Genomic DNA, 21,347 nt, shown 5'->3' with positions numbered 1-21,347 from the left:
GCATCCCGTTGAACTGCGAGAACGTCATCCACCGGGTGTGTGGGAAAGAAAGTCGGCCGATCGTCCCGATGTAAGGCTTGAATTTCGTACGAACGTTACAGCCTGGTACGCTCGGCGCGATGACCCCCTCCCGCCGGCTCGCGACCCCGCACGACCGCGAGATCCTGCGCCTGGCCGTGCCGGCCTTTGGCGCGCTCGTCGCCGAACCGCTCTTCCTCCTGTCCGACTCGGCGATCGTCGGGCATCTCGGCACCGCCCAGCTCGGCGGCCTGGGCGTCGCCGGGCAAGCCCTGACCACCATCGTCTACGTCTGCGTCTTCCTCGCCTACGGCACGACCGCCGGGGTGGCGCGCCAGGTCGGCGCGGGGGACATGCGGGCCGCGATCAGGCAGGGCATCGACGGCCTGTGGCTCGCGCTGGCCATCGGCGCGGCCCTGGTCGTGGCCGGCTGGCCGCTGGTCTCCTGGATCGTCGACGCGTTCGGCGCGTCCCCCGGCGTCGCGCCGCACGCCGAGACGTACCTGAAGATCAGCCTGTTCGGCATCCCGGGGATGCTGCTCGTGTTCGCCGGGACGGGCGTACTCCGCGGCCTCCAGGACACGCGCACCCCGCTCGTCGTGTCGATCGGCGGCTTCTCACTGAACCTGCTGCTCAACGCGCTGTTCGTGCTCGTCCTGGACTGGGGGATCGCCGGCTCCGCATGGGGGACCGTCCTCGCCCAGACCGGCAGCGCCGCCGTCTACGTGGCCGTGGTGCTGCGCGGCGCGCGCGAGCACGGCGCCCCCGTCCGTCCCGACCTGGACGGGTTGTGGACGTCGGCCACCGCGGGCTTCGGCCTCCTCGTCCGGACGGCCGCGCTGCGCATCGTCCTCATCGTCGGGACGTCGATCGCGGCCCGGATGGGAGACCCGGAGATCGCCGCCTACCAGGTCGGCTTCCAGGTCTGGACGCTCATGGCGTTCGCGCTCGACGCCATCGCGATCGCCGGGCAGGCCATCACGGGACGCTACCTGGGCGCGTCCGACATCGCGGGCACCCGCGCCGTCACCCGCCGGATGGTGGGGTGGGGCATCGGGTGCGGCATCGTGTTCGGGCTGGCGATCCTCGCGGTGCGGCCATGGCTGCCGAACCTCTTCACGTCCGACGACGACGTCCGGAACCTCCTGCTCGCGTCCCTGCTGCTCGTCGCGGTCCTGCAACCGGTCGCCGGGGTGGTGTTCGTCCTGGACGGCATCCTGATCGGCGCCGGCGACGGCCCCTACCTCGCCATGACGACGCTGCTCGCGACCGTCGTCTTCATGCCCGCGGCGATCGTCCTCTACCGGGTGGACGCGGGCCTCGTCGGGCTGTGGACGGCGATCGGCCTGTGGATGCTGACCCGCATGCTCACCCTCGGCCTCCGCGCCCGCGGCGACCGCTGGATGGTCACCGGCGCGGTCCGCTGAAATCGCGGAATCACACCCGCACCGGCCATCGCACTCGCTACCATTCGAACATGTGTTCCACACACGGCGAGCGGATGGCCCGGCTGACTCAGGCGATCGACGACCTGGCGGCGGAGGGCCTGGCCGGCCTGCCCCCGGAGACCCTGGTGGAACGGGTCGCGGGCATCTGGTCGCTCGTCGAGGGCATCGACCCGGAGATCGCCCGCCGCCGCACCCGCTACACGACCCCCGAGACGTGACCGCTCAGCCCAGGTTGCCGAGCGGCGGCAGGATCTGCAGGACCGAACCCGAGCCGTCGGCCGCCTTCGCCGCCGAACTCCCCAGGCGAGCCGCCACCGCCTTGCGCAACTCGGGCAGCCGCGCGTAGAGGACGTCCCCCGGGCACGAGGTGTTGTTGAGGTCGCGGTGCCCGATGATGGCGCTGGACGGGTCGAGGCTGTACTGCTGGCACAGCCACACGCACACCTCCACCAGCGAACTCCACAGGCGGTCCGGAACCGCCTTCGTCATGTACGTGCCCTCGTTCTCGATGCCGATCGTGTGCTCGTTGTGGTGCAGGACCTGCGCGCCGACCGCGAGCCTCCCCGCCCGGACGGTTTTCAGGCTCCGGTTCCGCCCCTCCATCACGATGCCGCCGCGGCTGATGGTGAGCTGCTGGCCGGTGTCGTCCCAGCCGTTGCTGTCCATGTGCATGTTCTGGATGGCCCGCGACAGGCCGAACGCGTGCGCGAGCGAACCGGACTTGGAGTTCGCCGTGGCCGTGTGGTGCACGATGATGCGGTCCGGCGCCCGGCCGAGGATCCTCGCCGGACGCCGAGGCGGCCTCGCGTTCCACTGCGCACGCGTGTACACGTGCGGGGCCTCGGCCCTGAACATGACCTGGTCGCCGGCCGACGGCCGGGCGAGACGTTCGTCCGCCATGGCCACATTGTGGTGGGACGTCCCCCAGGACAGCATCTCCAGCAGCCCCGCTCCCACCGCACCCCCGATGAGCGACCGGCGCGTCACGCGCCAGGCCGCCCCTTCCCGGTCGCTCGCGCCCTCCCCCGAATGCGCGTTCACCACCGTCCCCTTTCATTCCGCGATAATGTGATCACGGAACGTAATCGCCCCAAAGTTGACCACCCAAACACAGGGCGATTCACGGACGTTTCACGCGAAACCATGGCCATAACATCCACCCCACCCACCCCGAAGGCCCCGCAAGCCCCCGTCCACCCCAACCCAGGACAACCCGCCGCCCAACAGCACCCCACCCCACACCCCCGTCCCCGCCACTTGCGCACCAGACAAAGCCCCACAACGCAACCCACGACGGAAGCACAAGCAGCGGAACGGACCAATAACCCGTACGAGTCCCGCCCGCCGAACACCTCGACGTGAAGCGCAGGACCCGCCCAGGGGCCGCACGAAGCGCGGGCGGGACGCGACGCGGGTGAATGACATGCGGCGGCGCGAGGTGGCCCGGAACGAGCATGGGTCGGCGAGAAGTGGGCGCGTGTGGCGGGGGTGTGGGGGCCTGGGCATGGCGACGGCCCCCGGCCGGGTGGGCGGGGGCCGTCGGTGGAGCTGTGTCAGGCTTCGAGGACGTTGACGTCGATCGTGGCGTTGACGTCGCTGTGCAGGCGGACGCTGACACGGTGGGTGCCGACGGTCTTGATCGGGTTGCCGATCTCGATGCGGCGGCGGTCCAGGTCGGGGCCGTTGGCGGCGCGGACGGCATCGGCGATGTCGGCGGCCGTCACGGCGCCGAAGAGGCGACCGTTGCTGCCGGTGCGGGTGCGCAGCGTGACGCGCAGCCCACCGAGCTGGTCGGCGACCTCCTTGGCGTGCTCGACGGTCGCGATCTCGCGAGCCGAACGCGCCTTCTTGATGGACTCGATCTCCTTCTCGGCGCCCCGGGTCCACCTGATCGCGAACCCGCGGGGGACGAGGTAGTTGCGGCCGTAGCCGTCGCGGACGTCGATGACGTCACCGGGCTCGCCGAGCCCGGAGACCTGCTGGGTCAGGATGAGCTTCATGATCGTTCCTCCTGCCTCAGCGCGCGGTGCTGGTGTACGGCAGCAGCGCCATCTCGCGAGCGTTCTTGATCGCCGTGGCGACATCGCGCTGGTGCTGGGTGCAGTTGCCGGTCACCCGCCGGGCACGGATCTTGCCGCGGTCGGAGATGAACTTCCGCAGCAGGCCCGTGTCCTTGTAGTCGACGTAGGAGATCTTCTCCTGGCAGAAAACGCAAACCTTCTTCTTCGGCTTGCGGGGAGGTGGCTTCGCCATCGTGGTGCTCCTTTGGGAGAGCCCCGCTCACGCGGGAATGGACGTGTACTTGATCTGTTAGAAGGGCGGGTCGTCGGAGAAGCCTCCGCCGCCCCCGCCGCCGCCGGTGGCCCACGGGTCGTCGGCCGGCGCGCCGCCCTGCTGGCCGCCGCCGAAGCCGCCGCCCTGCTGGCCGCCGCCGCCGAAACCGCCGCCGCCCTGGCCGCCGCCTCCGCCGCCGAAGCCACCGCCGCTCCCGCCCTGCCGCTGGGTCTTGTTGACCTTGGCGGTGGCGTTGCGCAGCGACGGGCCGACCTCGTCGACCTCGATCTCGAAGACGGTGCGCTTCTCACCCTCGCGGGTCTCGTAGGAGCGCTGCTTGAGGCGTCCCTGCACGATCACCCGCATGCCGCGCTGCAGGGTCTCGGCCACGTTCTCGGCGGCCTGCCGCCAGACGTTGCAGGTCAGGAACAGCGCCTCGCCGTCCTTCCAGTCGCCCGACTGGCGGTCGAAGAACCGCGGCGTCGAGGCGATGCGGAAGGACGCGACCGCCTGGCCGCTCGGCGTGAAACGCAGATTCGGGTCCTCGACGAGGTTCCCGACGATCGTGATTACGGTGTCGCCTGCCATGGGGCTCGCTCCGGCTGCTGAGAGGGCTGAGCCAGGCTCAGTGGACCTCGGGGCGGATGACCTTGGTACGGAGGATCGACTCGCTCAGGTTGAGCTGCCGGTCGAGCTCCTTGACCGTGGCAGGCTCAGCCGACAGGTCGACCACCGCGTAGATGCCTTCGGACTTCTTCTGGATGTCGTACGCCAGGCGCCGGCGGCCCCAGACGTCGACCTTCTCCACGCTGCCGCCGCCGTCCTTGACGACCTTCAGGAACGGGTCGAGCGCCGTGTTGGCGGTGCGCTCGTCGATGGCGGGGTCGAGAATTGCCATGAGTTCGTAACGACGCATGCTGTGTCCCTACCTCCTCTGGACTGATGCGGTCACGGTCTCTCCGTGACAGGAGGGCTGTTGCGTCTCCCGCGGCGGTGTCGGACCCCGGATCGCCGGGCGCACCTGCCGCGAGACCGGTACAGGCTACCAACACTCAGCAGCGTACGAGCCGGTTCGCGGAGTGGAGCGCAGCGGAACGCAGCGATCCGGCTCGTACCGCCTTCCCGGGGGCGTGGGGGGTCGCCCCCCACAAGCAACTCGAGCCGGTTCGCGGAGTGGAGCGCAGCGGAACGCAGCGATCCGGCTCGTACCGCCTTCCCGGGGGGCGTGGGGGGTCGCCCCCCACAAGCAACTCGAGCCGACGCTCGGGTCATCGGGTGGGGGTCGGGTGGGGTGGTCGGCGGGCGCAGCGGCGGCGTTCGAGTTCGGCCATGATGTCGGCCATGCGGGCGCGCATGCGGGCGGCCTGGGTCGTCAGCTGCGAGAGCTCCTCGACGAGCTCCGCGTCGCCGATGAGCCCCAACTCCGATTTCGTCACGGTGTGCACCTCCTGCTCCTCCCCCGGACGGACCCGAGCCCGGTGTTCTCGAATCCATGTTCGACCGTACCGGGTGCCGCCGACATTTATCGCGCGCCCCCGCCGGTTGATCTTCCGCTCGGCTGGGCATTTCTTTACCCACACGGTCCGTGCGGTCCCGCGCACACCATCTGCCCCAGGCGCGGGAGCCATGAGCTGACGAGGAGGAGTCCATGCCACAGGAGGCGACCGGCTCGCGGCCGTCCGCCGCCCGCGCGCAGGCCGAGTCACAGCCGCATCGGATGCAGGTCGTGCTCGCGCTGGCGTCGATCATCATCGGGCTCGCGGCCCTGGTCCTCGGGTGGATCCCGGACACGCACTTCTTCGGCGCGGTGCTGGGCACGATCGGCCTGCCGCTGGCCCTGTACTCCCAGATGGTGTCGGCGACGACGAACGAGCGCTGGCTGAACGTGATCGGGATGATCGCCTCGTTCATCGGCGCCGGGTTCGCGCTGAGCAACGGCGGGTTCTCGCTCTGACGGCGGAGCCCGCCCGCGCTGTCGCAGCGCGCGGCTAGGCTCGTGGGCATGCGCATCGGAGCCCATGTCGACCAGACCAACCCGCTCGACAACGCGCGCGCGGTCGGCGCCGACGTCGTCCAGTTCTTCCTGGGCGATCCGCAGGGGTGGAAGAAGCCCGTCCTGCCGGAGGGCGTCGAGGCGCTGGCGGGTTCCGGTGTGGACGTGTACGTGCACGCTCCGTACACGATCAATGTGGCGACGTCCAACAACCGGATCCGGATCCCGAGCCGCAAGAACCTCACGCAGCAGCTGGAGGCGGCGGCGTCGATCGGTGCGAAGGCGTTGATCGTGCACGGCGGGCACGTCCTGAAGGACGACGACCCGGAGACCGGCTTCGAGAACTGGCGCAAGGTGTTCGAGCGCGTCGAGTGTCCGATTCCGGTCTACATCGAGAACACCGCGGGCGGCGGCAACGCCATGGCGCGCAAGTTCGACCGGATCGCCCGGCTGTGGGAGGTGCTGTCCGGGGTTCCGGGGCTGGACGGCAAGATCGGTTTCTGTCTCGACACGTGCCACGCGCACGCGGCGGGGGAGGAGCTCGTCGACGCCGTCGACCGGATCAAGGCCATAACCGGCCGCATCGACCTGGTGCACTGCAACGACAGCCGGGACGCGTTCGGGTCGGGCGCCGACCGGCACGCCAACCTCGGCAGCGGGAGCATCGACCCCGAGCTGATCCTCGGCGTCGTCCGGGCGGCGGGCGCCCCGGTCGTGGTGGAGACGCCCGCGGCCGGCCAGGCCGACGACATCGCGTGGCTGCGGTCGAAGATCTGACCAGGGCGACGGATGGATCTTCGTCGCGGGCCGGGAACCAGCCTGCCGCGCACGGCATCTAACGGGTCGTGACGAAACCGTGTAGGTCAAGCCGGACGACAAAATCCGAAGGTCGCGTCACACTGGCATAATCCGGAACCCAGCCCTCAGCGCACGCGTGTTCACTCTGGCGGCGGGCGCGCAGACCGATCGGGATGCTCATGGCACAGCCCCCTTACGACCCCTACGGCTACGGAGCGCAGGACCCCTACGCCCAGTCCTACTCACAGCAGCCCGCGGTTCAGCACCACTACTACGGAGCGTCCGTGCCGGCCGCCGCGCCGACCAACGGGATGGCGACCGCGTCACTGGTCTGCGGGCTCATCGGCTTCTTCGCCTGCGGACTGACGTCGATCCTGGCGGTCATCTTCGGGCACATCTCGCTGAATCAAATTAAGCGGACGCGCGAGGGCGGCCACGGCATGGCCGTCGCCGGGCTCATCCTCGGCTACATCGTGTCCGCGGGATGGGTCATCTTCTGGATCTTCTACATCGGTCTCTGGGCGATGATCGTGGGCAGCGGAGCCGCGACCAGCAGCACGTACTGATCACCCTTTAGACGAGCCGGGGAACGCCCGCCACCTCTACACCGACGCTCGACATCAGCACGGTCATGGGGGTGGGGGTGTCCCGCCAGGCCTTCACCACCCCGGCGAAGACGTCCAGGACGGCGCGCAGCGAGGCCGGGTCCGTGTCGGCCAGTTCGGCCCACGACTCGTACAGCACCATGTAGCCGTGCTTCGCCGGCGTCCAGGACAGGTCCTTGAGGTACTCGCCGAGGTCGTCCCAGCCGACTCCTGCCCCTTCGGGCAGTTCGAACACGCCGCCGCACAGGCGCAGGAACGACTCCTCCGTCCGCGCGCGGCGCCCGTCGAGGTAGAAGCCGCGCCAGCCGGCCTCCTCGGCCCGGTCGATCCAGCTCGTGTCGCCGACCGCGCCCGGCACCGGCGGCGTCCGCCACTGGTAGACGCCCGGTTCCAGCCGTCCCGCGAGCAGCTCGGTCAGTGCTTGGTTCGCGTCCACGTCATCTCCCGGGAGTGTCGTGCGTTCCTGCGGTGCGCGGGGTCCGGGACGACCCGCCCGCGGCGATCATTTCCCCGACCTTCGCTGCGAAATCCCCCAACATGGGCACATTCCGGCCATGACCACCGGAGCGCCCCGGCGATCGTCGCTCGGACACCCGGCGCGGTCCCGTCCATGACGCGCTGAGCAGCACCCTTTCCCCGACCTTGACACCGTCTCTCGCCGTTCCGTATTCTCTCGAATATAGAGATGCTCAATCTGAGAGCAACTCTAGGAGCGAGGTAGTTGCCCGATTCCGGAAGGAACACAGAGATGAACACCACGCCCACCACCACCCGCGTCCAGGCCCACTACGAGACCGTCAAGAAGCTCGGCCACTGGACGGACGACCGCCGCTTCGAGGTGCGCGCCCGCCGCGGCATGGTCGTCCTCGACCTGCGCTCGCCGCGCATCCCGGACGGCGACATCGAGGTCGAGGTCGATCTCGACCACGCGATGGTGAAGCTGCTCGTCCCGCAGGACGCCGGCATCGACCACTGGGACCTGCGCTACACCGGCCGCGGCCGGGTCAAGGACTGGACCGGCGAGAACGGCGGCGGCCGGACCGTCCGCGTCACCGGCGAGATCCGGCACGGGGAGATCCGCGTCCACCGTGGCGGGATCGCCACCCTGTCCGCGATGTTCTCGCGCGAGTTCGTCCAGGACGTCCGCCGCGCCCGCCGCGAAGGCACCACCCCGGCCGTCGCCGACCCCGAGCACGCCGGCTGACCCGCACGCCCCGAGGCCCGTCCGGCGTTCCAGCCGGGCGGGCCTCCGCCATGCGGGCCCGGCGCCGCTTCCGAAGGCATGATGAATCCGGGTTTGAGTCTCCAGTGGCTGGAGGCCCCAGGGTGGAGGGCATTGAAGGCGACACCGTGTACACGATCGGGGAGCTGGCACGGCGCACCGGGCTCTCGGTGCGGACGATCCGGTTCTACTCCGACGCGGGTGTCCTGCCGCCCACCCGCCGCACCGGCGCCGGCTACCGGCTGTACGACGCGGACGCCGCCGCGCGCCTCGACCTCGTGCGGACGCTGCGCGACCTCGGCGTCGACCTCGGCACCGTCCGGCGCGTGCTGGACCGGGAGGTCGGCGTCGGGGAGGTCGCGGCGGCGCACGCGGAGGCGCTGGACGTGCAGATCCGCACGCTCCGGCTGCGCCGGGCCGTGCTGCGGGCGGTGGCGAAACGTGGATCTGACCCTGAGGAGATCGAACTCATGCACAAGCTGGCCCGGCTGTCCGACGAGGAGCGGCGGCGCATCATCACCGACTTCATCGACGCGTCGTTCGCCGGTCTCGACGTCCATCCCGGCTTCGCGGAGAAGATGCGGGCCGCCCTGCCGAACCTGCCGGACGACCCCGAGCCCGAGCAGGTCGACGCCTGGGTGGAGCTGGCCGAACTGGTCGGCGACCCCGGTTTCCGGGCGTCGGTGCGGCGGATGGCCGAGTTCCAGGCCGCCGAGATGGGACGGCAGACCGTCCCGGACGACCCGAAGCACCTCGCCGACCTGACCGCGGAGAAGGCAGGCCAGGCCATCGCCGACGGGATCGCGCCCGGCTCGGACGAGGCCCGCCCCATCGTGGACGAGCTGGCCCGCGCCTACGCCGGCGCGTCCGGCGCGACCGACGGCGCCGCCTTCCGCCGCGAGCTGCTCGCCCGCATGGAGGTCGGCAACGACCGGCGGGCGGAGCGGTACTGGCAGCTGCTCGCCGTGATCAACGGCTGGCCCGTCCCGCCGACGCTGACGCCGGCGTTCGAGTGGTTCATCGAGGCGCTGCGCGCCTGAGTCAGGGTGTCACCGGGACGCCGGCGTGGTGGGCGCCGCGCCAGCGTCCCAGGGAGACCAGGTCGACCGCCCCGTCGAGCACGCCGCCGGCGGGATCGTCCACCCCGTCCGACCGGACGGCGTCACTGGACGGACGCAGGATGTCCCACACCACCAGCGCCGCCAGCAGGAGCACGGTCGTGAACCGGGCGAGCAGCGCCAGCGAGTAGACGTCCTGGCTGATGCCGCCCTCCGGCGCGTCCAGGCTCAGCACCGCCGACACCGTCCCGGACAGGTCGGCGCCCGGCGTCTGCCCGGACACCGACAGCAGGAACCACCAGATGCCGAAGAAGTAGGTGATCTCGCCGAGCTGCCAGACGACGAACGCGGGCAGCTTGGGCCGCGCCAGCACCGCCAGCGGCAGCAGCCACAGCACGTACTGCGGCGACCAGACCTTGTTCGGCAGCATGAACGCGACGAGCACGAGGAACATCAGTTGCGGCAGGCGCGGCCGGCGCGGCGCGGTCAGCGCGAGGACGGCGATCCCGGCGGCGAGGACGAGGAACGTTCCCGTCCCGAGGAGGTTGAGCTGGTCGGTGTCGGTCGCGGGCTTCTCCAGCCCGTGGTTCTGGAGGACGAAGAAGATCGAGCCCCAGTCGATGCCGCGCTCCTGGCTGAAGGTGTAGAACTCCTTCCAGCCGTCCCACGCGAAGAGCATCACGGGGAGGTTGGCGGCGAGCCAGCCGGCGGCGGTGCCGGCGAGCATCCGTCCCATCGCACGCCACTGCCCCGCCCTGACGCACAGCAGCACGAGCGGGCCGAGGAACAGCAGCGGGTAGAACTTCGCCGCGATCGCCAGCCCCAGCAGGCCTCCCGCGAGGGCCGGGCGGCGCGCCGACCACGCGGCCAGCGCCAGCGCCGACAGCGCCACCGCGAGCAGATCCCAGTTGATGTACGCGGTGAGGAGCAGCGCGGGGGACAGCGCCACCATCAGCCCGACCCGCAGCGAGCGCCGTCCGGCGACGTAGGCGGTGGCGAGGACGGTGACGACCGCGAGGACGGCGAGGAGGAGCGCGGTGACGTTGAAGAACGCCATCCCGCGTTCGTCCACGCCGAACGGCTTCACCAGCCACGCGACCAGCTGCATGAAACCGCCGCTCAGCACCGGGTACTCGACGTAGTGAATGTCGGAGCCGGTGAGCGTGTCGAAGTACGGGACCTTCCCGTCGGCGAGCCCGCGCACGTAGTAGAGCGGATAGATGTCGGTGTAGCAGGCGTTCGTCGTCGTCTTCAGGAAGTCGAACCGCACCGACGCGCACGGCTGCTTCTGCAGCCGGCCGAGCAGGCAGACCAGGACGGTGAGGCCCGCCAGCACCGGGACGAGCCGCTTCAGCCGGCCCGGCCCCTCCGCCGGATCGCCGTCGGCGGACATCGCGACCTTTTCGATAGACGACGACATGGACAGCAAGACTATTGGTCCCGCCCCGGGGGCGATCAACACGGACCGTTTTCCGTGAGCGAAACGGGACGGCCCGGAGCCGTCGAAGGCTCCGGGCCGTCCCGTCGACGCCGCGGCTAGGTGCCGTTCTGGTTGTCGTTCTCGTTCCGGCAGGCCGGGTGGTCCCGGTGCTCGGGTTTAGCACACCACCAGGACTTGTCGCCGTTGGGCGGGATGTCCGGGTTGCAGCCGAGTGGCATGTTGTACTGGTTGCACGGCTGGTCCTGACCGGGCGGGTTGATCGTCGGCGTGCTCGACGGTCCCGGCTGCTGCGGCTCGCACCCCGGCTGCTGCTGGCCGGGCTGCTGCTGGCCCGGCTGCTGCTGGCCGGGCTGGCAGGTCGGCGTGTTGGACGGCGTCGGCGTCGGCGACGTGGTCGGCTGCGGCCGCGCCTTCGCCCAGGGGGCGATCTCGCCGCCGTTGACCGGCGGCGGGAACTGGGTGACGTCCTTGCCCTCCAGGGCCTTCAGCATGAAGGTCTTGAACAGCTCGGCCGGGACCGTACCACCGTAGACCTGGTTGTAGCCGCCGACACCGATCAGCGACTTGCGCTGCTGCTTCTTGTCCTCGCGCCACATGGCCACCGACGTCGCCAGCTCCGGCGTGTAGCCGACGAACCAGGCCGACTTGTTCTCGTCCGTCGTACCGGTCTTGCCGGCGACCGGACGGGAGCCGAGGCCCGCGCGGGTACCGGTACCGGACTGGACGACCGCCTGCATCGCGGACGTGGCGTCCGCCGCGACGCCCTCGGAGAACGCCGTCGTGACCTTCTTGCCCCAGGGGTTCTTGTCCACGACCTTGTGGGTCTTGCTGCTCACGATCGGCTGGCCGTCGCTCCGCTTGATCTCCTCGATGACATGGGCGTCGCGGTGCTTGCCGCCCGCCGCGAAGGTCGAGTAGACCGACGCCATCGTGACCGGGGTGGTGTCGATGACGCCGAGCGGCAGGGACGTGATGTCGTCCTTGAGGCTCGGGGTGTCGGCGGGGATGCCCATCTTCTTGGCCATGTCCACGACGTTGCCCAGCTGCACCTTCTGCCCCAGCTCGACGTACGCCGTGTTGATCGACATCGCCGTCATCTGCTTGAGGTTGTAGACGCCGTTCTCGGAACGGGCGTCGTTGGTGAAGGTCGCGCCGGCGATGTTCCGCTTGTAGCTGCCGTCCATCGTCGTCTTCAGGCTGATGCCCTGGTCGAGCGCCGTGGCGAGCACGATCGGCTTGAACGACGAGCCCGGCTGCACCTTGCCCTGGAAGGAGTTGTCGAACTGCGACTTCTGGTAGTTGGGACCGCCGTAGGCGGCCACCACGCCACCGGTCGCCGGGTTGACCGCGGCGAGCCCGAACTTGATGTCGTTGCCGAGCCGGTTCTCCTTCTTGATCTGCCTGACGGCCTTGTTGGTGTACTGCTGCAAGCGCTTGTCGAACGTGGTCTTGATCTGCAGGCCGCCCTGGTCCAGCATCCGCTGGTCGATGCCGAGCGCGTTGAGCTCGGCGATCACACGGTCCTGGAGGTAGCCGACGTTGGGGTCGTCCGGGGCGTCGCTCCAGTCCTCCTGCGTCAGCGGGAACTTCGCCGCCGCGCGCTTGGACTGGTCGAGCCAGCCCTCCTCCACCATCCCGTCGAGGACGTAGTTCCAGCGGTCGACCAGAGCCTTCTTGGCCGGGTGCGACTCCGGGCCGCGGGTGCGGAAGTAGTACGGCTGCTGGATCATCGCGGCGAGCATCGCCGCTTCCGACTCGTTGATCTTGTTGACGGGCTTGCGGAAGTAGGCGCGGGACGCCGCCTGGATGCCGTACGAGTGGCGCCCGAACGCGACCGTGTTGAGGTACAGCTCCAGGACCTCGCTCTTCTCCATCTCCTTGCCCATGCGGATGGAGATGAAGATCTCCTTGATCTTGCGGCTGGCCGTGCGGTCCTGGCTGAGGTTCGCCCAGTAGTTCCGGGCCAGCTGCTGGGTGATCGTCGAGGCGCCCGCGACACCGCCGCCGGTCCCGGCCCGGTAGACCGCGCCGACGATGCCGGCCGGGGAGATGCCGGGCTCGTGCCAGAAGCCGCGGTCCTCGGCAGCGAGCACCGCGTCCTGGACGAACTTCGGGATCTCCTTGAGCGGGACGGGATCGCGGTGCGTGCCGATCCGGGCGAGCGTCGACCCGTCGCTGTAGGTGATCCTCGACTCCTTCTGCAGCGCCGCCTGCTGCGCCTGGGTCGGGAGCGGGGTGTTGGCGTACGCGACGACGGTGAGCGTGGCCAGGCCGAGGATCATCACGCTGATGACGGCGACCACGATCTTCCAGTTCGGGACGTACCGCCGCCAGCCGGTCTTGGCCTCGCCGTCGGGGCGCTTCTTCCTCTTCAGCCCCCTGCGGCCGCCGTCGTCGTCGCCCCAGAAACCGTCGTCCCCGCCACCGCCACCGCGGCCGCCGCCGGGCCCGCCGGGACCGGGCGGGCCGCCGGGGCCTCCAGGGCCACCGGGGCCGCCGGGACGCTTGGCAGGACGGCCCGCGCCACCGGAACGCATCGCCGAGGGCGCGCCGCGGCGGCGGGCGCCGGCGGCCCGCGCGGGGCCGCCGCGCCCGCCCGGCCTGGCGCCGGGGCGCGCCGGCGTGCGACCCGGCGGCGGCGAGCCCGCCGACCCGCCGCGCTGCCCGCCCGCGGGCATGCCGGATGAGCCGGGGCGGGGGGCGCCCCTCCGGCCGGGGCTCTCTCCGTAATCCGGTCCGTATCGGCTTGGGTTACTCACGCGGCCTCATCAACTGGGGGACGGCTGTGCGTCGTCCGAGCGTACTGTGCCCCCGGAGCCGCGGGGGGCGATGAGGCGAGGCTCGCCTCCCCCAGAGCGGACGGACGCACACGGTCATGGCCGCTGGCGTGCGGCAATTCGCGAAGATGCTCCATGTCACACCCCCAATCTCCACTGGACGGTTCGGCTCGGGAGGGTCCGCCGGTTCATTCCGGCGGTCTCGACAACAGGGACAGCGGACGCAGGCTCTCGGTCTCGGCCTCGCGACCGCCCCGCTTCTTCCGGCACGCCGGGTCGCCCTGGTGCGCCTGGCACCACCACCGCGGCGGCGGGTTGCTCGGCGGCTTGTTCGGGTCGCAGTTGCCGTTCTGGAACGGCGACTGGCAGGGCGGCAGGTTGCCGCCGCCGGGACCGCCCGGACCGCCGCCGTTGCCGCCCTGGCAGCGCGGGTCGAACTGGCCGATCGGGCTGTCGCACCACGGCGGCCGCTTGTCCTTCTTCTTCTCCGGCGGCTTCGCCCACTTCTGCACGATCCCGCCCCACGCCGGCGGCGGGAACGCCTGGGGATCCATGCCCTTCACGGCGTTCGCCATGTAGGACCGCCAGATGCGGGCGGGGATCGTGCCGCCCTCCACCTCGCCGATCCCCGGCAGGATCACCGACTTCTTCTTCCCGTCCGGTCCCACCGAGTCGTTGAAGATCGTCACCGCCGTCGAGATCTGCGGGACGTACCCGACGAACCACGACGAGACGTTCCGGTCGGTCGTGCCGGTCTTGCCCGCGGCCTGGCGACCGTCCGGCAGCGCCGCCGCCGTCGCGGTACCGCCCCGGATGACCTGCTGCATGGCGTACGTCGCGTCCGCGGCGACCTTCGGGCTGAAGACGCGGCGCTTCTCCCAGTTCGGCTTGAGCCGGACCGTCTTGTTGTCGGACGCCTTCACCGTGCGGATCACGTGCGGCTGGTGGTACACGCCGCCGTTGGCGAACACCGCGTACCCCGCCGCCTGCTCGATCGGGCGGATGTTGTTGACGCCGAGCGCCAGGTTCAGGCAGCACTCGTGCGGCTTCAGCAGGTCGGGCGCGATGCCGGCGTCGGTCTCGGTCTTGACGACCTCCTCGATGCCCACCTTGCCCATCAGCTGGATGAACGCGGTGTTCACCGAGTCCTGCGTCGCCTTGACCAGGTTGATCGCCGGGCCCACGTCATGGCTGTTCGGGACGATCACCGCGTTCGGGTCGTCCTTCGACACCACGTTGCCCTCCGGGTCGATCGGCGTCTTCGACCGTCCCTCCACAAGGCTCTTCAGGCTGTAGTTCTGCTTCAGCGCCGTCGCGAGGACGTACGGCTTCATCGCCGACCCCGCCTGCGCCGAGCCCTGCCACACGTTGTTGAAGGCCTGGTCCAGGTAGTCGGGACCGCCGTAGAACGCGACGACCTCCCCGTTCGCGGTGTTCACCGAGACGAGGCCGACGCGGATCTTCTTCTTCGCCAGCTTCTTCGGGTTCACCTGGGGGACGGTGCGCTCGGCCGCCCGCTGGGCCATCTTCATCTTCTTGCGGTCGAACGTCGTGTAGACGCGCAGGCCCTTGGTCGTCAGCTCCTTGTCGGCGATCTTCAGCCGGCGGAGCTCCTCCTTGGCCCGCATCAGCATGTAGCCGCGCTGGCCGCCGTAGAGCTGGTCGCTGGTGCCGGCCCTGCTGATCTTCGGCAGGCGCTGCGAGTACTTGGCGGCGTCGGCCTCGCTGAGCTTGCCCATCGCGACCATGCCCTTGAGCGTGTACTGGTACCTCGCGGTCACCCACGCCTTGTTGGCCTTGGCGCCCGGGTCCCGGTTCGGGTTCTGGATGATGCCGCCGAGGAGGGCCGCCTGGTCCGGCCGGAGCTTCCACACGTCCGTCCCGAAGTACTCGCGGGACGCCGCCTGGATGCCGTAGGTGTCGCGGCCGAAGTAGATGGTGTTCAGGTAGAGCTTGAGGATCTCGTCCTTGGAGTGCTCGTCCTCCAGCTTCAGCGAGATGAACAGCTCCTGGAACTTCCGGCTGACCGTCCGGTTGTTCGGGTCGGAGTAGTAGTTCTTCGCGAGCTGCTGGGTGATCGTGGACCCACCGCCCGACCCGCCGGTCAGGTTGTCCCACACCGCCCGCGTCGTGCCCTTGATCGAGAACCCGGGGTCGGTGCGGAAGCTCCGGTTCTCCGCCGCGAGCACGGCGTTCTGGACGTGCGGCGGCACCTTGCTCAGCTCGACGCTCTGCCGCTTCTTACCGATCCGTCCGATCTCGGTGCCGTCGGTGTAGTAGAAGATCGACGCCTGGTCCTCGACGCCCGCGACCGTCGGCTCCTTGGGCGTCGGCGTGTTCGCGTACGCCACCCAGATCAGCGTGACGAACGCCGCGATGCCGAGCCCGCAGACCCCGGCCACGATCTTCCAGGACGGGATGAACCGCCGCCACCCCGTCTCCCGGGACCGCAGATGCCCGAGGAACCCCTTCTTCCCGGGCGGACCCTGCGGTCCAGGCCCACCCGGCCCGCCAGGTCTCCCTGGACCGCCAGGACCGCCAGGCCCTGCGGGTCCGCCGGGGCCTCCACTGCCGGTCGACCGGTTGGCCGCGCGCACCCCTCCACCACGGAACTTCGCGGTCACCTTCGACCCGAGGTCCTGCCCGATCTTCCCGAGCCCGCCGAGCTTCTCCTTCACCCCGGGCTTCGGCTCGGAGCCGAACCCCGCCGGGGCGCCCATCCCTGGCCCGGCCCCGGGCATACCGCCGCCGGCCGCACCGAACGCCCCGGGCCCACCCGGAACGCCCCCCATGCCAAGACCGTTAGGCGGGTTACCCGGTCCTCCGGGCGCATTGCCCATCCCGGGCCCGTTCGAAGGCACAGGCGCCCCAGAACCGCCGGGACCGGACGGAGCAGCCCCGCCCGGGCCCAGCGCCCTCTGACCACCGGGCGCGCCTTGAGCACCAGGGGCACCGAAAGCACCTTGATCAGGCACACCGCCGGGCGGACCGGCCAGCGGCTCCCGACCACCCGCGCCCCCCATGGGCCCCGAGCCACCGGGACCACCGAACTGCCCTCGCCCGCCAGCGGCAGGACCGGCGCCAGGGCCGCCCAGCGGGTCCTGGCCGCCCATCGGGCCCGAGCCGCCCGGGCCGCCGAGCGGGCCCTGGGCGGGCGCGCCGCCGGGTGGGGCGCTCAAGGGGTCCTGGCCGCCCATCGGGCTCGGCTCCGCGGGGGGCTGCGCCGCGTGGCGGCCCCTGGACGGCGGGGACGGGATCGCGGGATTTGGCGCGGTACCGCCGAGCGGTCCCGGCGACGCGGCGGGGCCGGAGGAGCCGGCCATGAAGCCGGGGCTCTCCGACGGGCCGGGCGGGACAGGGTTCTGGGGCGTGCCGGACGGACCCGCGGGGTTCGACCCGGCGGGTTCACGGTGGGCACCCGGAATACCGGGGTCGCCGGAGTCGCCGGGACGGGGGTTCTGCTGCCCGCCCGGCCTCTGCGACCCGGGTTCCGGTCGGGGCTGGCTTGGATTACTCACGCGACCTCATCAACAGGGGACAACGGGTGTTGCCGAGGGCCGGGGGTGGCTCCCCGGCCTTGTTGCGACTCGTGCGCCGTCCGAAGAGTACTGTGCGGGCTGGTGAGCGGGGGGAGCGCGTGCACGGCGAAGGTGCGTTTCGGCCGGTCAACGCCCCCGGAGTAGGCGAATCCTCCTTCCTCGTCTCTCGCTCGGGGATCGGGTCCCCGGTCCTGAGTACGTACGACGTGGCCGATAGCGCCTTGCGCAACTTTGACATATTTGCGCCACATACACCCTGAAATCGCCGCATTCGGGAGGCGGGACGGAGGCCTCCGCCGGGCCGTCCCAGGTAGATCGCCACTTGCGAGGACGGGCTGGGCTACGTATCTTGTCGATGTATCGAGCCGATACATTCGCTCGATACATCGGATCGAGACATCGGCTCTGCGGAAGAGGGACCGGGATGGCTGCCAAGAAGGGCGCGGGCGTGCTGGAGCTCGCCGTGCTCGGGCTGCTGCACGAGTCCCCGATGCACGGCTACGAGCTGCGCAAGCGGCTCAACGCCCTGCTGGGCATGTTCCGCGCGTTCTCGTACGGCTCGCTCTACCCGTGCCTCAAGCAGCTGCTCGCCAACGGGCTGATCATGGAGGACCGGCCGGAGGAGCCGAACCCGCCACTGGCACTGCAGAGCCGCCGGTCGAAGATCGTTTACAAGCTCACCGCCGACGGCAAGGAGCGCCTCCAGCAGCTCCTGACCGAGGCCGGTCCGGCGTCGTGGGAGGACGAGGGGTTCGGCGTGCACTTCGCCTTCTTCTCGCACACCCGCGCCGACGTCCGGCTGCGGATCCTCGAAGGCCGGCGCAGCCGGCTGGAGGAGCGTCTGGAGAGCGTCCGCGCCGCCCTGGCGCGGACGCGCGAGCGGGTCGACTCCTACACCCTGGAGCTGCAGAACCACGGGCTGGAGTCGGTGGAGCGCGAGGTCCGTTGGCTCAACGAGCTCATCGGGCGCGAGCGTGCCGAGCAGGAACAGCAAGCACAGTCAGCTAAGCGAATTGATCAGGACATGCCTCGGGACGAGGGCCGCTGAGCAGCGGCCCGGCGCCTTCGGGGGCGGGTGAAACACCACATGTTCCGCAACAGAGAAGGAGCAACCGGATGGGTTCGGTGCGCGTAGCCATCGTGGGTGTGGGCAACTGCGCCTCTTCGCTCGTCCAGGGTGTCGAGTTCTACAAGGACGCGGCCCCCGACACGCGAGTCCCCGGCCTGATGCACGTCCAGTTCGGCGACTACCACGTGGGCGACGTCGAGTTCGTGGCGGCGTTCGACGTGGACGCCAAGAAGGTCGGGATGGACCTGTCCGAGGCCATTCACGCCAGTGAGAACAACACCATCAAGTTCGCCGACGTGCCGCCGACCGGGGTGACCGTACAGCGCGGGCAAACCCTCGACGGGCTCGGCGAGTACTACCTGGACATGGTCGAGGAGTCCGACGCCAAGCCGGTCGACGTGGTGCAGGCGCTGAAGGACGCCGAGGTGGACGTCCTGGTGTCGTACCTGCCGGTGGGCTCCGAGGAGGCCGACCGCTACTACGCTCAGTGCGCGATCGACGCCAAGGTCGCGTTCGTGAACGCGCTGCCGGTGTTCATCGCCAGCGACCCCGAGTGGGCGCAGAAGTTCACCGACGCGGGCGTCCCGATCGTCGGCGACGACATCAAGTCGCAGGTCGGCGCGACGATCACGCACCGCGTGATGGCCCGGCTGTTCGAGGACCGCGGTGTCGAGCTGCTGCGCACGTACCAGCTCAACTTCGGCGGCAACATGGACTTCATGAACATGCTGGAGCGCAAGCGGCTCCAGTCCAAGAAGATCTCCAAGACGCAGTCGGTCACCTCGCAGATCCCGCACGAGATGGCCAAGGCCGACGTGCACATCGGACCGTCCGACCACGTGCCGTGGCTGGACGACCGCAAGTGGGCGTACGTGCGGCTGGAGGGCAAGTCGTTCGGCGACACGCCCCTCAACCTGGAGTACAAGCTGGAGGTCTGGGACTCCCCGAACTCCGCCGGCGTCATCATCGACGCGGTCCGCGCCGCCAAGATCGCCAAGGACCGCGGCATCGGCGGCCCGATCCTGTCGGCCAGCTCCTACTTCATGAAGTCGCCGCCCGAGCAGTACAACGACGACCAGGCGCACGAGGCGGTCGAAAGGTTCATCCGCGGCGACGTGGGCCGCTAAGCCCTGAGAGTCTGATCACAAAGTTCCCAAAGGACGCCCTGGCAGTGGACATCCCACTGTCAGGGCGTCCTTACTTCTGTAGAGAAAACGGTGATGTACCGGCCCTTTGTCACGCTCTGGCCCTACTGTGACACCGCCGGTTACTGCGCGCCAAGTGCCGAGTCTTCGAGGTGGGGAACGTGATGGCACGCGAGATCTTCAAGGTGTCGGTGGGGCTGACGGGCCTGGTGATGGGCATCGCCGGGTGCGCGGGAGGGGGTGACGACGCCTCCGCGGACGGCGCCTCCCGACAGGGCGGCACGCTCCGGGTCATCGGCTCGTCCGACGTCGAGCACCTCGACCCCGCGTCGGTGTCCAGCGTCGGCGCGTACGGGCTCGCGCGCACCTTCGCCCGGACGCTGTTCGGGACGCGCGCGTCCAACGACTTCCAGGAGACGATCCCCGTCCGGCCCGATGTCGCCGTGCGCATCCCCACGCGCGAGAACGGCGACATCTCCAAGGACCGCCGCACGTACACGGTCCGGCTCCGCGACGGCGTCCAGTGGAACGCGAGCCCGCCGCGCCCGGTCACCGCGTCCGACTTCGTCCGCGGCTTCGAACGGCTCTGCAACCCGGCGTCGCCGTCGTCCGGCAAGGGCTACTACCTCTCCACGCTCAAGGGGATGGACGAGTTCTGCCGCGGCTTCGGCTCCGTCGACGCGAAGAGCGCCACGGCGATCGCCGCCTACCAGCGCGACCACGACATCGAAGGCGTCCGCGCCAAAGACGACAGGACGCTCGTCTTCACGCTGAAGCGCCCCGCCAGCGACTTCCTCAACCTGCTGTCGCTGCCGTTCACCGCCGCCGCGCCGAAGGAGTACGACGCGTACGTCCCGGACAGCGCCGAGTTCCGGCAGCACACGATCTCCAACGGCCCGTACCAGATCACCGAGTACCGTCCGGGGCTCTCGTACGTGCTCTCCCACAACCCGGCCTGGCGCGCGGCGAGCGACCCCCTCCGCGAGCGCCATGTCGCCAAGATCCGGATCACGCTCGGGCAGGACTCGCCGGAGGCCGTCCAGCAGCAGATCGAGCAGGGCGTCGCCGACCTCGCGTGGGACCAGCCCGTCCCGACGTCCGCCATCCCCGATCTGCGGGACGACCCGCGCTTCGCGATCAGGGAGACCCCGAACAACAGCCCCTACCTCGTCTTCAACATGCGCAGCCCCAACAACGGCGGCGCGCTCGGCGACCGGGCCGTCCGGCAGGCCCTGGAGTACGCCATCGACCGCAGCGCCCTCATCAAGATCGTCGGCGGGCCCTCGGTGGCGAAGCCGCTGCACACGGTGATCCCGCCCGGAAACGCCGGATACGCCGCCCTGAACCACTACCCGACCCCCGGCGAGTCCGGCGACCCGGCCAAATGCCGCGAACTGCTCGGCAAGACGCGGTACTCCGGGCTCGAACTGAAGTTCCCGTACCGGACGAACAGCGTCCACAAGCTGATCGCCCAGTCGATCGCCGAGAACCTCGCCGCCTGCGGGGTCAAGACGAAACTCACCGCCGACTCGGGCGGCTCCTTCTACTCCGGCACGCTCTCCACCCCGGCCCGCGCCCGCGAAGGCGCCTGGGACATCGCCGCCCCCGGCTGGGTCCCCGACTGGTACGGCAACAACGGCCGCACCACCGTCCAGCCGCTCTTCGACGGCCGCACCTACGGGCAGAACTCCACCAACTACGGCGGCTACGACAACCCGCAGGTCAACGCCCTCATCGACGCCGCCCTCACCGCCCCCGACGCCGAGCACGCCGCCGGCTACTGGCAGCAGGCCGACCAGAAGATCATGGAGGACGCCGCGATCATCCCCCTCCTCGACCGCTCCCACACCCTCTTCCGCTCCTCCCGCGTCCACGGCGCCGTGTTCCTCCCCACGACCATGGCCTACGACTACACGGTGTTGTCTTTGCAGTAAGCGACGACTCGCCTTGCGGCTCGCTG

Annotated in this window: 20 protein-coding genes; 10 read left to right on the top strand and 10 right to left on the bottom strand. The window is 70.1% G+C overall.

Annotated features, from left to right (window positions below):
- Positions 1 to 119: 119 nt before the first annotated feature.
- Both ABGB11_RS04180 and ABGB11_RS04175 read left to right on the top strand, forming a co-directional pair.
- Positions 120 to 1,445 (top strand): MATE family efflux transporter, encoded by a 1,326-nt coding sequence (locus ABGB11_RS04180; RefSeq protein ID WP_347628950.1) that lies wholly within the window; start codon positions 120 to 122, stop codon positions 1,443 to 1,445.
- 50 nt (positions 1,446 to 1,495) lie between these two features.
- Positions 1,496 to 1,684 carry a hypothetical protein gene (locus ABGB11_RS04175; RefSeq protein WP_052357975.1) on the top strand — a complete coding sequence of 63 codons (189 nt, stop codon included), beginning with the start codon at positions 1,496 to 1,498 and terminating at the stop codon, positions 1,682 to 1,684.
- 4 nt (positions 1,685 to 1,688) lie between these two features.
- Here ABGB11_RS04175 and ABGB11_RS04170 read toward each other — a convergent pair whose 3' ends face one another.
- The 6 genes from ABGB11_RS04170 to ABGB11_RS04145 all read right to left on the bottom strand — a co-directional run bounded on the left by ABGB11_RS04170 (position 1,689) and on the right by ABGB11_RS04145 (position 5,176).
- Positions 1,689 to 2,507: a peptidoglycan recognition family protein gene (locus ABGB11_RS04170; protein ID WP_347628947.1), complete on the bottom strand. Its 819-nt coding sequence runs from the start codon at positions 2,505 to 2,507 to the stop codon at positions 1,689 to 1,691.
- Positions 2,508 to 3,019: 512 nt separating this feature from the next.
- Positions 3,020 to 3,466 carry a 50S ribosomal protein L9 gene (gene rplI, locus ABGB11_RS04165; RefSeq protein ID WP_347628945.1) on the bottom strand — a complete coding sequence of 149 codons (447 nt, stop codon included), beginning with the start codon at positions 3,464 to 3,466 and terminating at the stop codon, positions 3,020 to 3,022.
- Positions 3,467 to 3,482: 16 nt separating this feature from the next.
- Entirely contained in the window at positions 3,483 to 3,719 is a 237-nt protein-coding gene (gene rpsR / locus ABGB11_RS04160) for a 30S ribosomal protein S18 (RefSeq protein WP_019631633.1), read from the bottom strand.
- Between the two features lie 57 nt (positions 3,720 to 3,776).
- Entirely contained in the window at positions 3,777 to 4,328 is a 552-nt protein-coding gene (locus tag ABGB11_RS04155) for a single-stranded DNA-binding protein (RefSeq protein WP_347628942.1), read from the bottom strand.
- A 37-nt stretch (positions 4,329 to 4,365) separates the two neighbouring features.
- Positions 4,366 to 4,656, bottom strand: coding sequence for a 30S ribosomal protein S6 (rpsF, locus tag ABGB11_RS04150; RefSeq protein ID WP_067450635.1), 291 nt, complete (start codon positions 4,654 to 4,656; stop codon positions 4,366 to 4,368).
- 352 nt (positions 4,657 to 5,008) lie between these two features.
- A complete protein-coding gene (locus ABGB11_RS04145; RefSeq protein WP_347628939.1) occupies positions 5,009 to 5,176 on the bottom strand; it encodes a hypothetical protein in 168 nt (55 codons plus the stop codon).
- A gap of 212 nt (positions 5,177 to 5,388) precedes the next feature.
- On the opposite strand from ABGB11_RS04145, the gene ABGB11_RS04140 reads away from it, so the two are divergent.
- The 3 genes from ABGB11_RS04140 to ABGB11_RS04130 all read left to right on the top strand — a co-directional run bounded on the left by ABGB11_RS04140 (position 5,389) and on the right by ABGB11_RS04130 (position 7,097).
- Positions 5,389 to 5,694 carry a hypothetical protein gene (locus ABGB11_RS04140; protein WP_347628937.1) on the top strand — a complete coding sequence of 102 codons (306 nt, stop codon included), beginning with the start codon at positions 5,389 to 5,391 and terminating at the stop codon, positions 5,692 to 5,694.
- A gap of 48 nt (positions 5,695 to 5,742) precedes the next feature.
- On the top strand, positions 5,743 to 6,510 hold the full coding sequence (locus ABGB11_RS04135; protein ID WP_347628935.1) for a deoxyribonuclease IV: 768 nt from the start codon (positions 5,743 to 5,745) through the stop codon (positions 6,508 to 6,510).
- A 200-nt stretch (positions 6,511 to 6,710) separates the two neighbouring features.
- Positions 6,711 to 7,097: a DUF4190 domain-containing protein gene (locus ABGB11_RS04130; RefSeq protein WP_347628933.1), complete on the top strand. Its 387-nt coding sequence runs from the start codon at positions 6,711 to 6,713 to the stop codon at positions 7,095 to 7,097.
- Between the two features lie 7 nt (positions 7,098 to 7,104).
- On the opposite strand, the gene ABGB11_RS04125 is transcribed toward ABGB11_RS04130, so the two are convergent.
- Positions 7,105 to 7,572: a barstar family protein gene (locus tag ABGB11_RS04125; protein ID WP_347628931.1), complete on the bottom strand. Its 468-nt coding sequence runs from the start codon at positions 7,570 to 7,572 to the stop codon at positions 7,105 to 7,107.
- Positions 7,573 to 7,884: 312 nt separating this feature from the next.
- Between ABGB11_RS04125 and ABGB11_RS04120 the strand changes: the two genes are divergently transcribed.
- Both ABGB11_RS04120 and ABGB11_RS04115 read left to right on the top strand, forming a co-directional pair.
- The gene (locus ABGB11_RS04120; RefSeq protein WP_347628929.1) at positions 7,885 to 8,340 is read left to right on the top strand and encodes a hypothetical protein; all 456 of its coding nucleotides are present in this window, start codon (positions 7,885 to 7,887) and stop codon (positions 8,338 to 8,340) included.
- A gap of 122 nt (positions 8,341 to 8,462) precedes the next feature.
- A complete protein-coding gene (locus ABGB11_RS04115; protein WP_347628927.1) occupies positions 8,463 to 9,398 on the top strand; it encodes a MerR family transcriptional regulator in 936 nt (311 codons plus the stop codon).
- A 1-nt stretch (position 9,399) separates the two neighbouring features.
- Here the strand turns inward: ABGB11_RS04115 and ABGB11_RS04110 are convergent, their stop codons facing one another.
- The 3 genes from ABGB11_RS04110 to ABGB11_RS04100 all read right to left on the bottom strand — a co-directional run bounded on the left by ABGB11_RS04110 (position 9,400) and on the right by ABGB11_RS04100 (position 16,426).
- Positions 9,400 to 10,836, bottom strand: coding sequence for a glycosyltransferase 87 family protein (locus ABGB11_RS04110; RefSeq protein WP_347628925.1), 1,437 nt, complete (start codon positions 10,834 to 10,836; stop codon positions 9,400 to 9,402).
- A 116-nt stretch (positions 10,837 to 10,952) separates the two neighbouring features.
- Positions 10,953 to 13,535 (bottom strand): transglycosylase domain-containing protein, encoded by a 2,583-nt coding sequence (locus ABGB11_RS04105; RefSeq protein ID WP_347628923.1) that lies wholly within the window; start codon positions 13,533 to 13,535, stop codon positions 10,953 to 10,955.
- Between the two features lie 287 nt (positions 13,536 to 13,822).
- Positions 13,823 to 16,426, bottom strand: a complete 2,604-nt coding sequence (locus tag ABGB11_RS04100) for a transglycosylase domain-containing protein (RefSeq protein ID WP_347628921.1) — start codon at positions 16,424 to 16,426, stop codon at positions 13,823 to 13,825.
- Positions 16,427 to 17,597: 1,171 nt separating this feature from the next.
- Between ABGB11_RS04100 and ABGB11_RS04095 the strand changes: the two genes are divergently transcribed.
- From ABGB11_RS04095 to ABGB11_RS04085, 3 genes are all read left to right on the top strand, one after another.
- The gene (locus ABGB11_RS04095) at positions 17,598 to 18,221 is read left to right on the top strand and encodes a PadR family transcriptional regulator (RefSeq protein WP_021596997.1); all 624 of its coding nucleotides are present in this window, start codon (positions 17,598 to 17,600) and stop codon (positions 18,219 to 18,221) included.
- Between the two features lie 68 nt (positions 18,222 to 18,289).
- Positions 18,290 to 19,369 carry an inositol-3-phosphate synthase gene (locus ABGB11_RS04090; protein WP_347628918.1) on the top strand — a complete coding sequence of 360 codons (1,080 nt, stop codon included), beginning with the start codon at positions 18,290 to 18,292 and terminating at the stop codon, positions 19,367 to 19,369.
- A 182-nt stretch (positions 19,370 to 19,551) separates the two neighbouring features.
- Positions 19,552 to 21,321, top strand: coding sequence for an ABC transporter substrate-binding protein (locus tag ABGB11_RS04085; protein WP_347628916.1), 1,770 nt, complete (start codon positions 19,552 to 19,554; stop codon positions 21,319 to 21,321).
- The last annotated feature ends 26 nt before the right edge of the window (positions 21,322 to 21,347 follow it).

The sequence above is a fragment of the Actinomadura sp. B10D3 genome (assembly GCF_039871695.1).
GTDB lineage: Bacteria > Actinomycetota > Actinomycetes > Streptosporangiales > Streptosporangiaceae > Spirillospora > Spirillospora madurae.
The sequence above is the reverse complement of the archived record's forward strand: the minus strand, read 5'-3'. Positions and strand labels throughout refer to the sequence as shown.

Bases quoted from the DNA above. Each gene is read 5' to 3' on its own strand.
- ABGB11_RS04105 (WP_347628923.1), bottom strand. From the start codon at position 13,535: ATGCCCGCGGGCGGGCAGCGCGGCGGGTCGGCGGGCTCGCCGCCGCCG.
- ABGB11_RS04130 (WP_347628933.1), top strand. From the start codon at position 6,711: ATGGCACAGCCCCCTTACGACCCCTACGGCTACGGAGCGCAGGACCCC.
- ABGB11_RS04175 (WP_052357975.1), top strand. From the start codon at position 1,496: ATGTGTTCCACACACGGCGAGCGGATGGCCCGGCTGACTCAGGCGATC.
- ABGB11_RS04095 (WP_021596997.1), top strand. From the start codon at position 17,598: ATGGCTGCCAAGAAGGGCGCGGGCGTGCTGGAGCTCGCCGTGCTCGGG.
- ABGB11_RS04135 (WP_347628935.1), top strand. From the start codon at position 5,743: ATGCGCATCGGAGCCCATGTCGACCAGACCAACCCGCTCGACAACGCG.
- rpsF (WP_067450635.1), bottom strand. From the start codon at position 4,656: ATGCGTCGTTACGAACTCATGGCAATTCTCGACCCCGCCATCGACGAG.
- ABGB11_RS04100 (WP_347628921.1), bottom strand. From the start codon at position 16,426: ATGGGGGGCGTTCCGGGTGGGCCCGGGGCGTTCGGTGCGGCCGGCGGC.
- ABGB11_RS04120 (WP_347628929.1), top strand. From the start codon at position 7,885: ATGAACACCACGCCCACCACCACCCGCGTCCAGGCCCACTACGAGACC.
- ABGB11_RS04090 (WP_347628918.1), top strand. From the start codon at position 18,290: ATGGGTTCGGTGCGCGTAGCCATCGTGGGTGTGGGCAACTGCGCCTCT.
- ABGB11_RS04085 (WP_347628916.1), top strand. From the start codon at position 19,552: ATGGCACGCGAGATCTTCAAGGTGTCGGTGGGGCTGACGGGCCTGGTG.
- rplI (WP_347628945.1), bottom strand. From the start codon at position 3,466: ATGAAGCTCATCCTGACCCAGCAGGTCTCCGGGCTCGGCGAGCCCGGT.
- ABGB11_RS04180 (WP_347628950.1), top strand. From the start codon at position 120: ATGACCCCCTCCCGCCGGCTCGCGACCCCGCACGACCGCGAGATCCTG.
- rpsR (WP_019631633.1), bottom strand. From the start codon at position 3,719: ATGGCGAAGCCACCTCCCCGCAAGCCGAAGAAGAAGGTTTGCGTTTTC.
- ABGB11_RS04110 (WP_347628925.1), bottom strand. From the start codon at position 10,836: ATGTCGTCGTCTATCGAAAAGGTCGCGATGTCCGCCGACGGCGATCCG.
- ABGB11_RS04155 (WP_347628942.1), bottom strand. From the start codon at position 4,328: ATGGCAGGCGACACCGTAATCACGATCGTCGGGAACCTCGTCGAGGAC.
- ABGB11_RS04140 (WP_347628937.1), top strand. From the start codon at position 5,389: ATGCCACAGGAGGCGACCGGCTCGCGGCCGTCCGCCGCCCGCGCGCAG.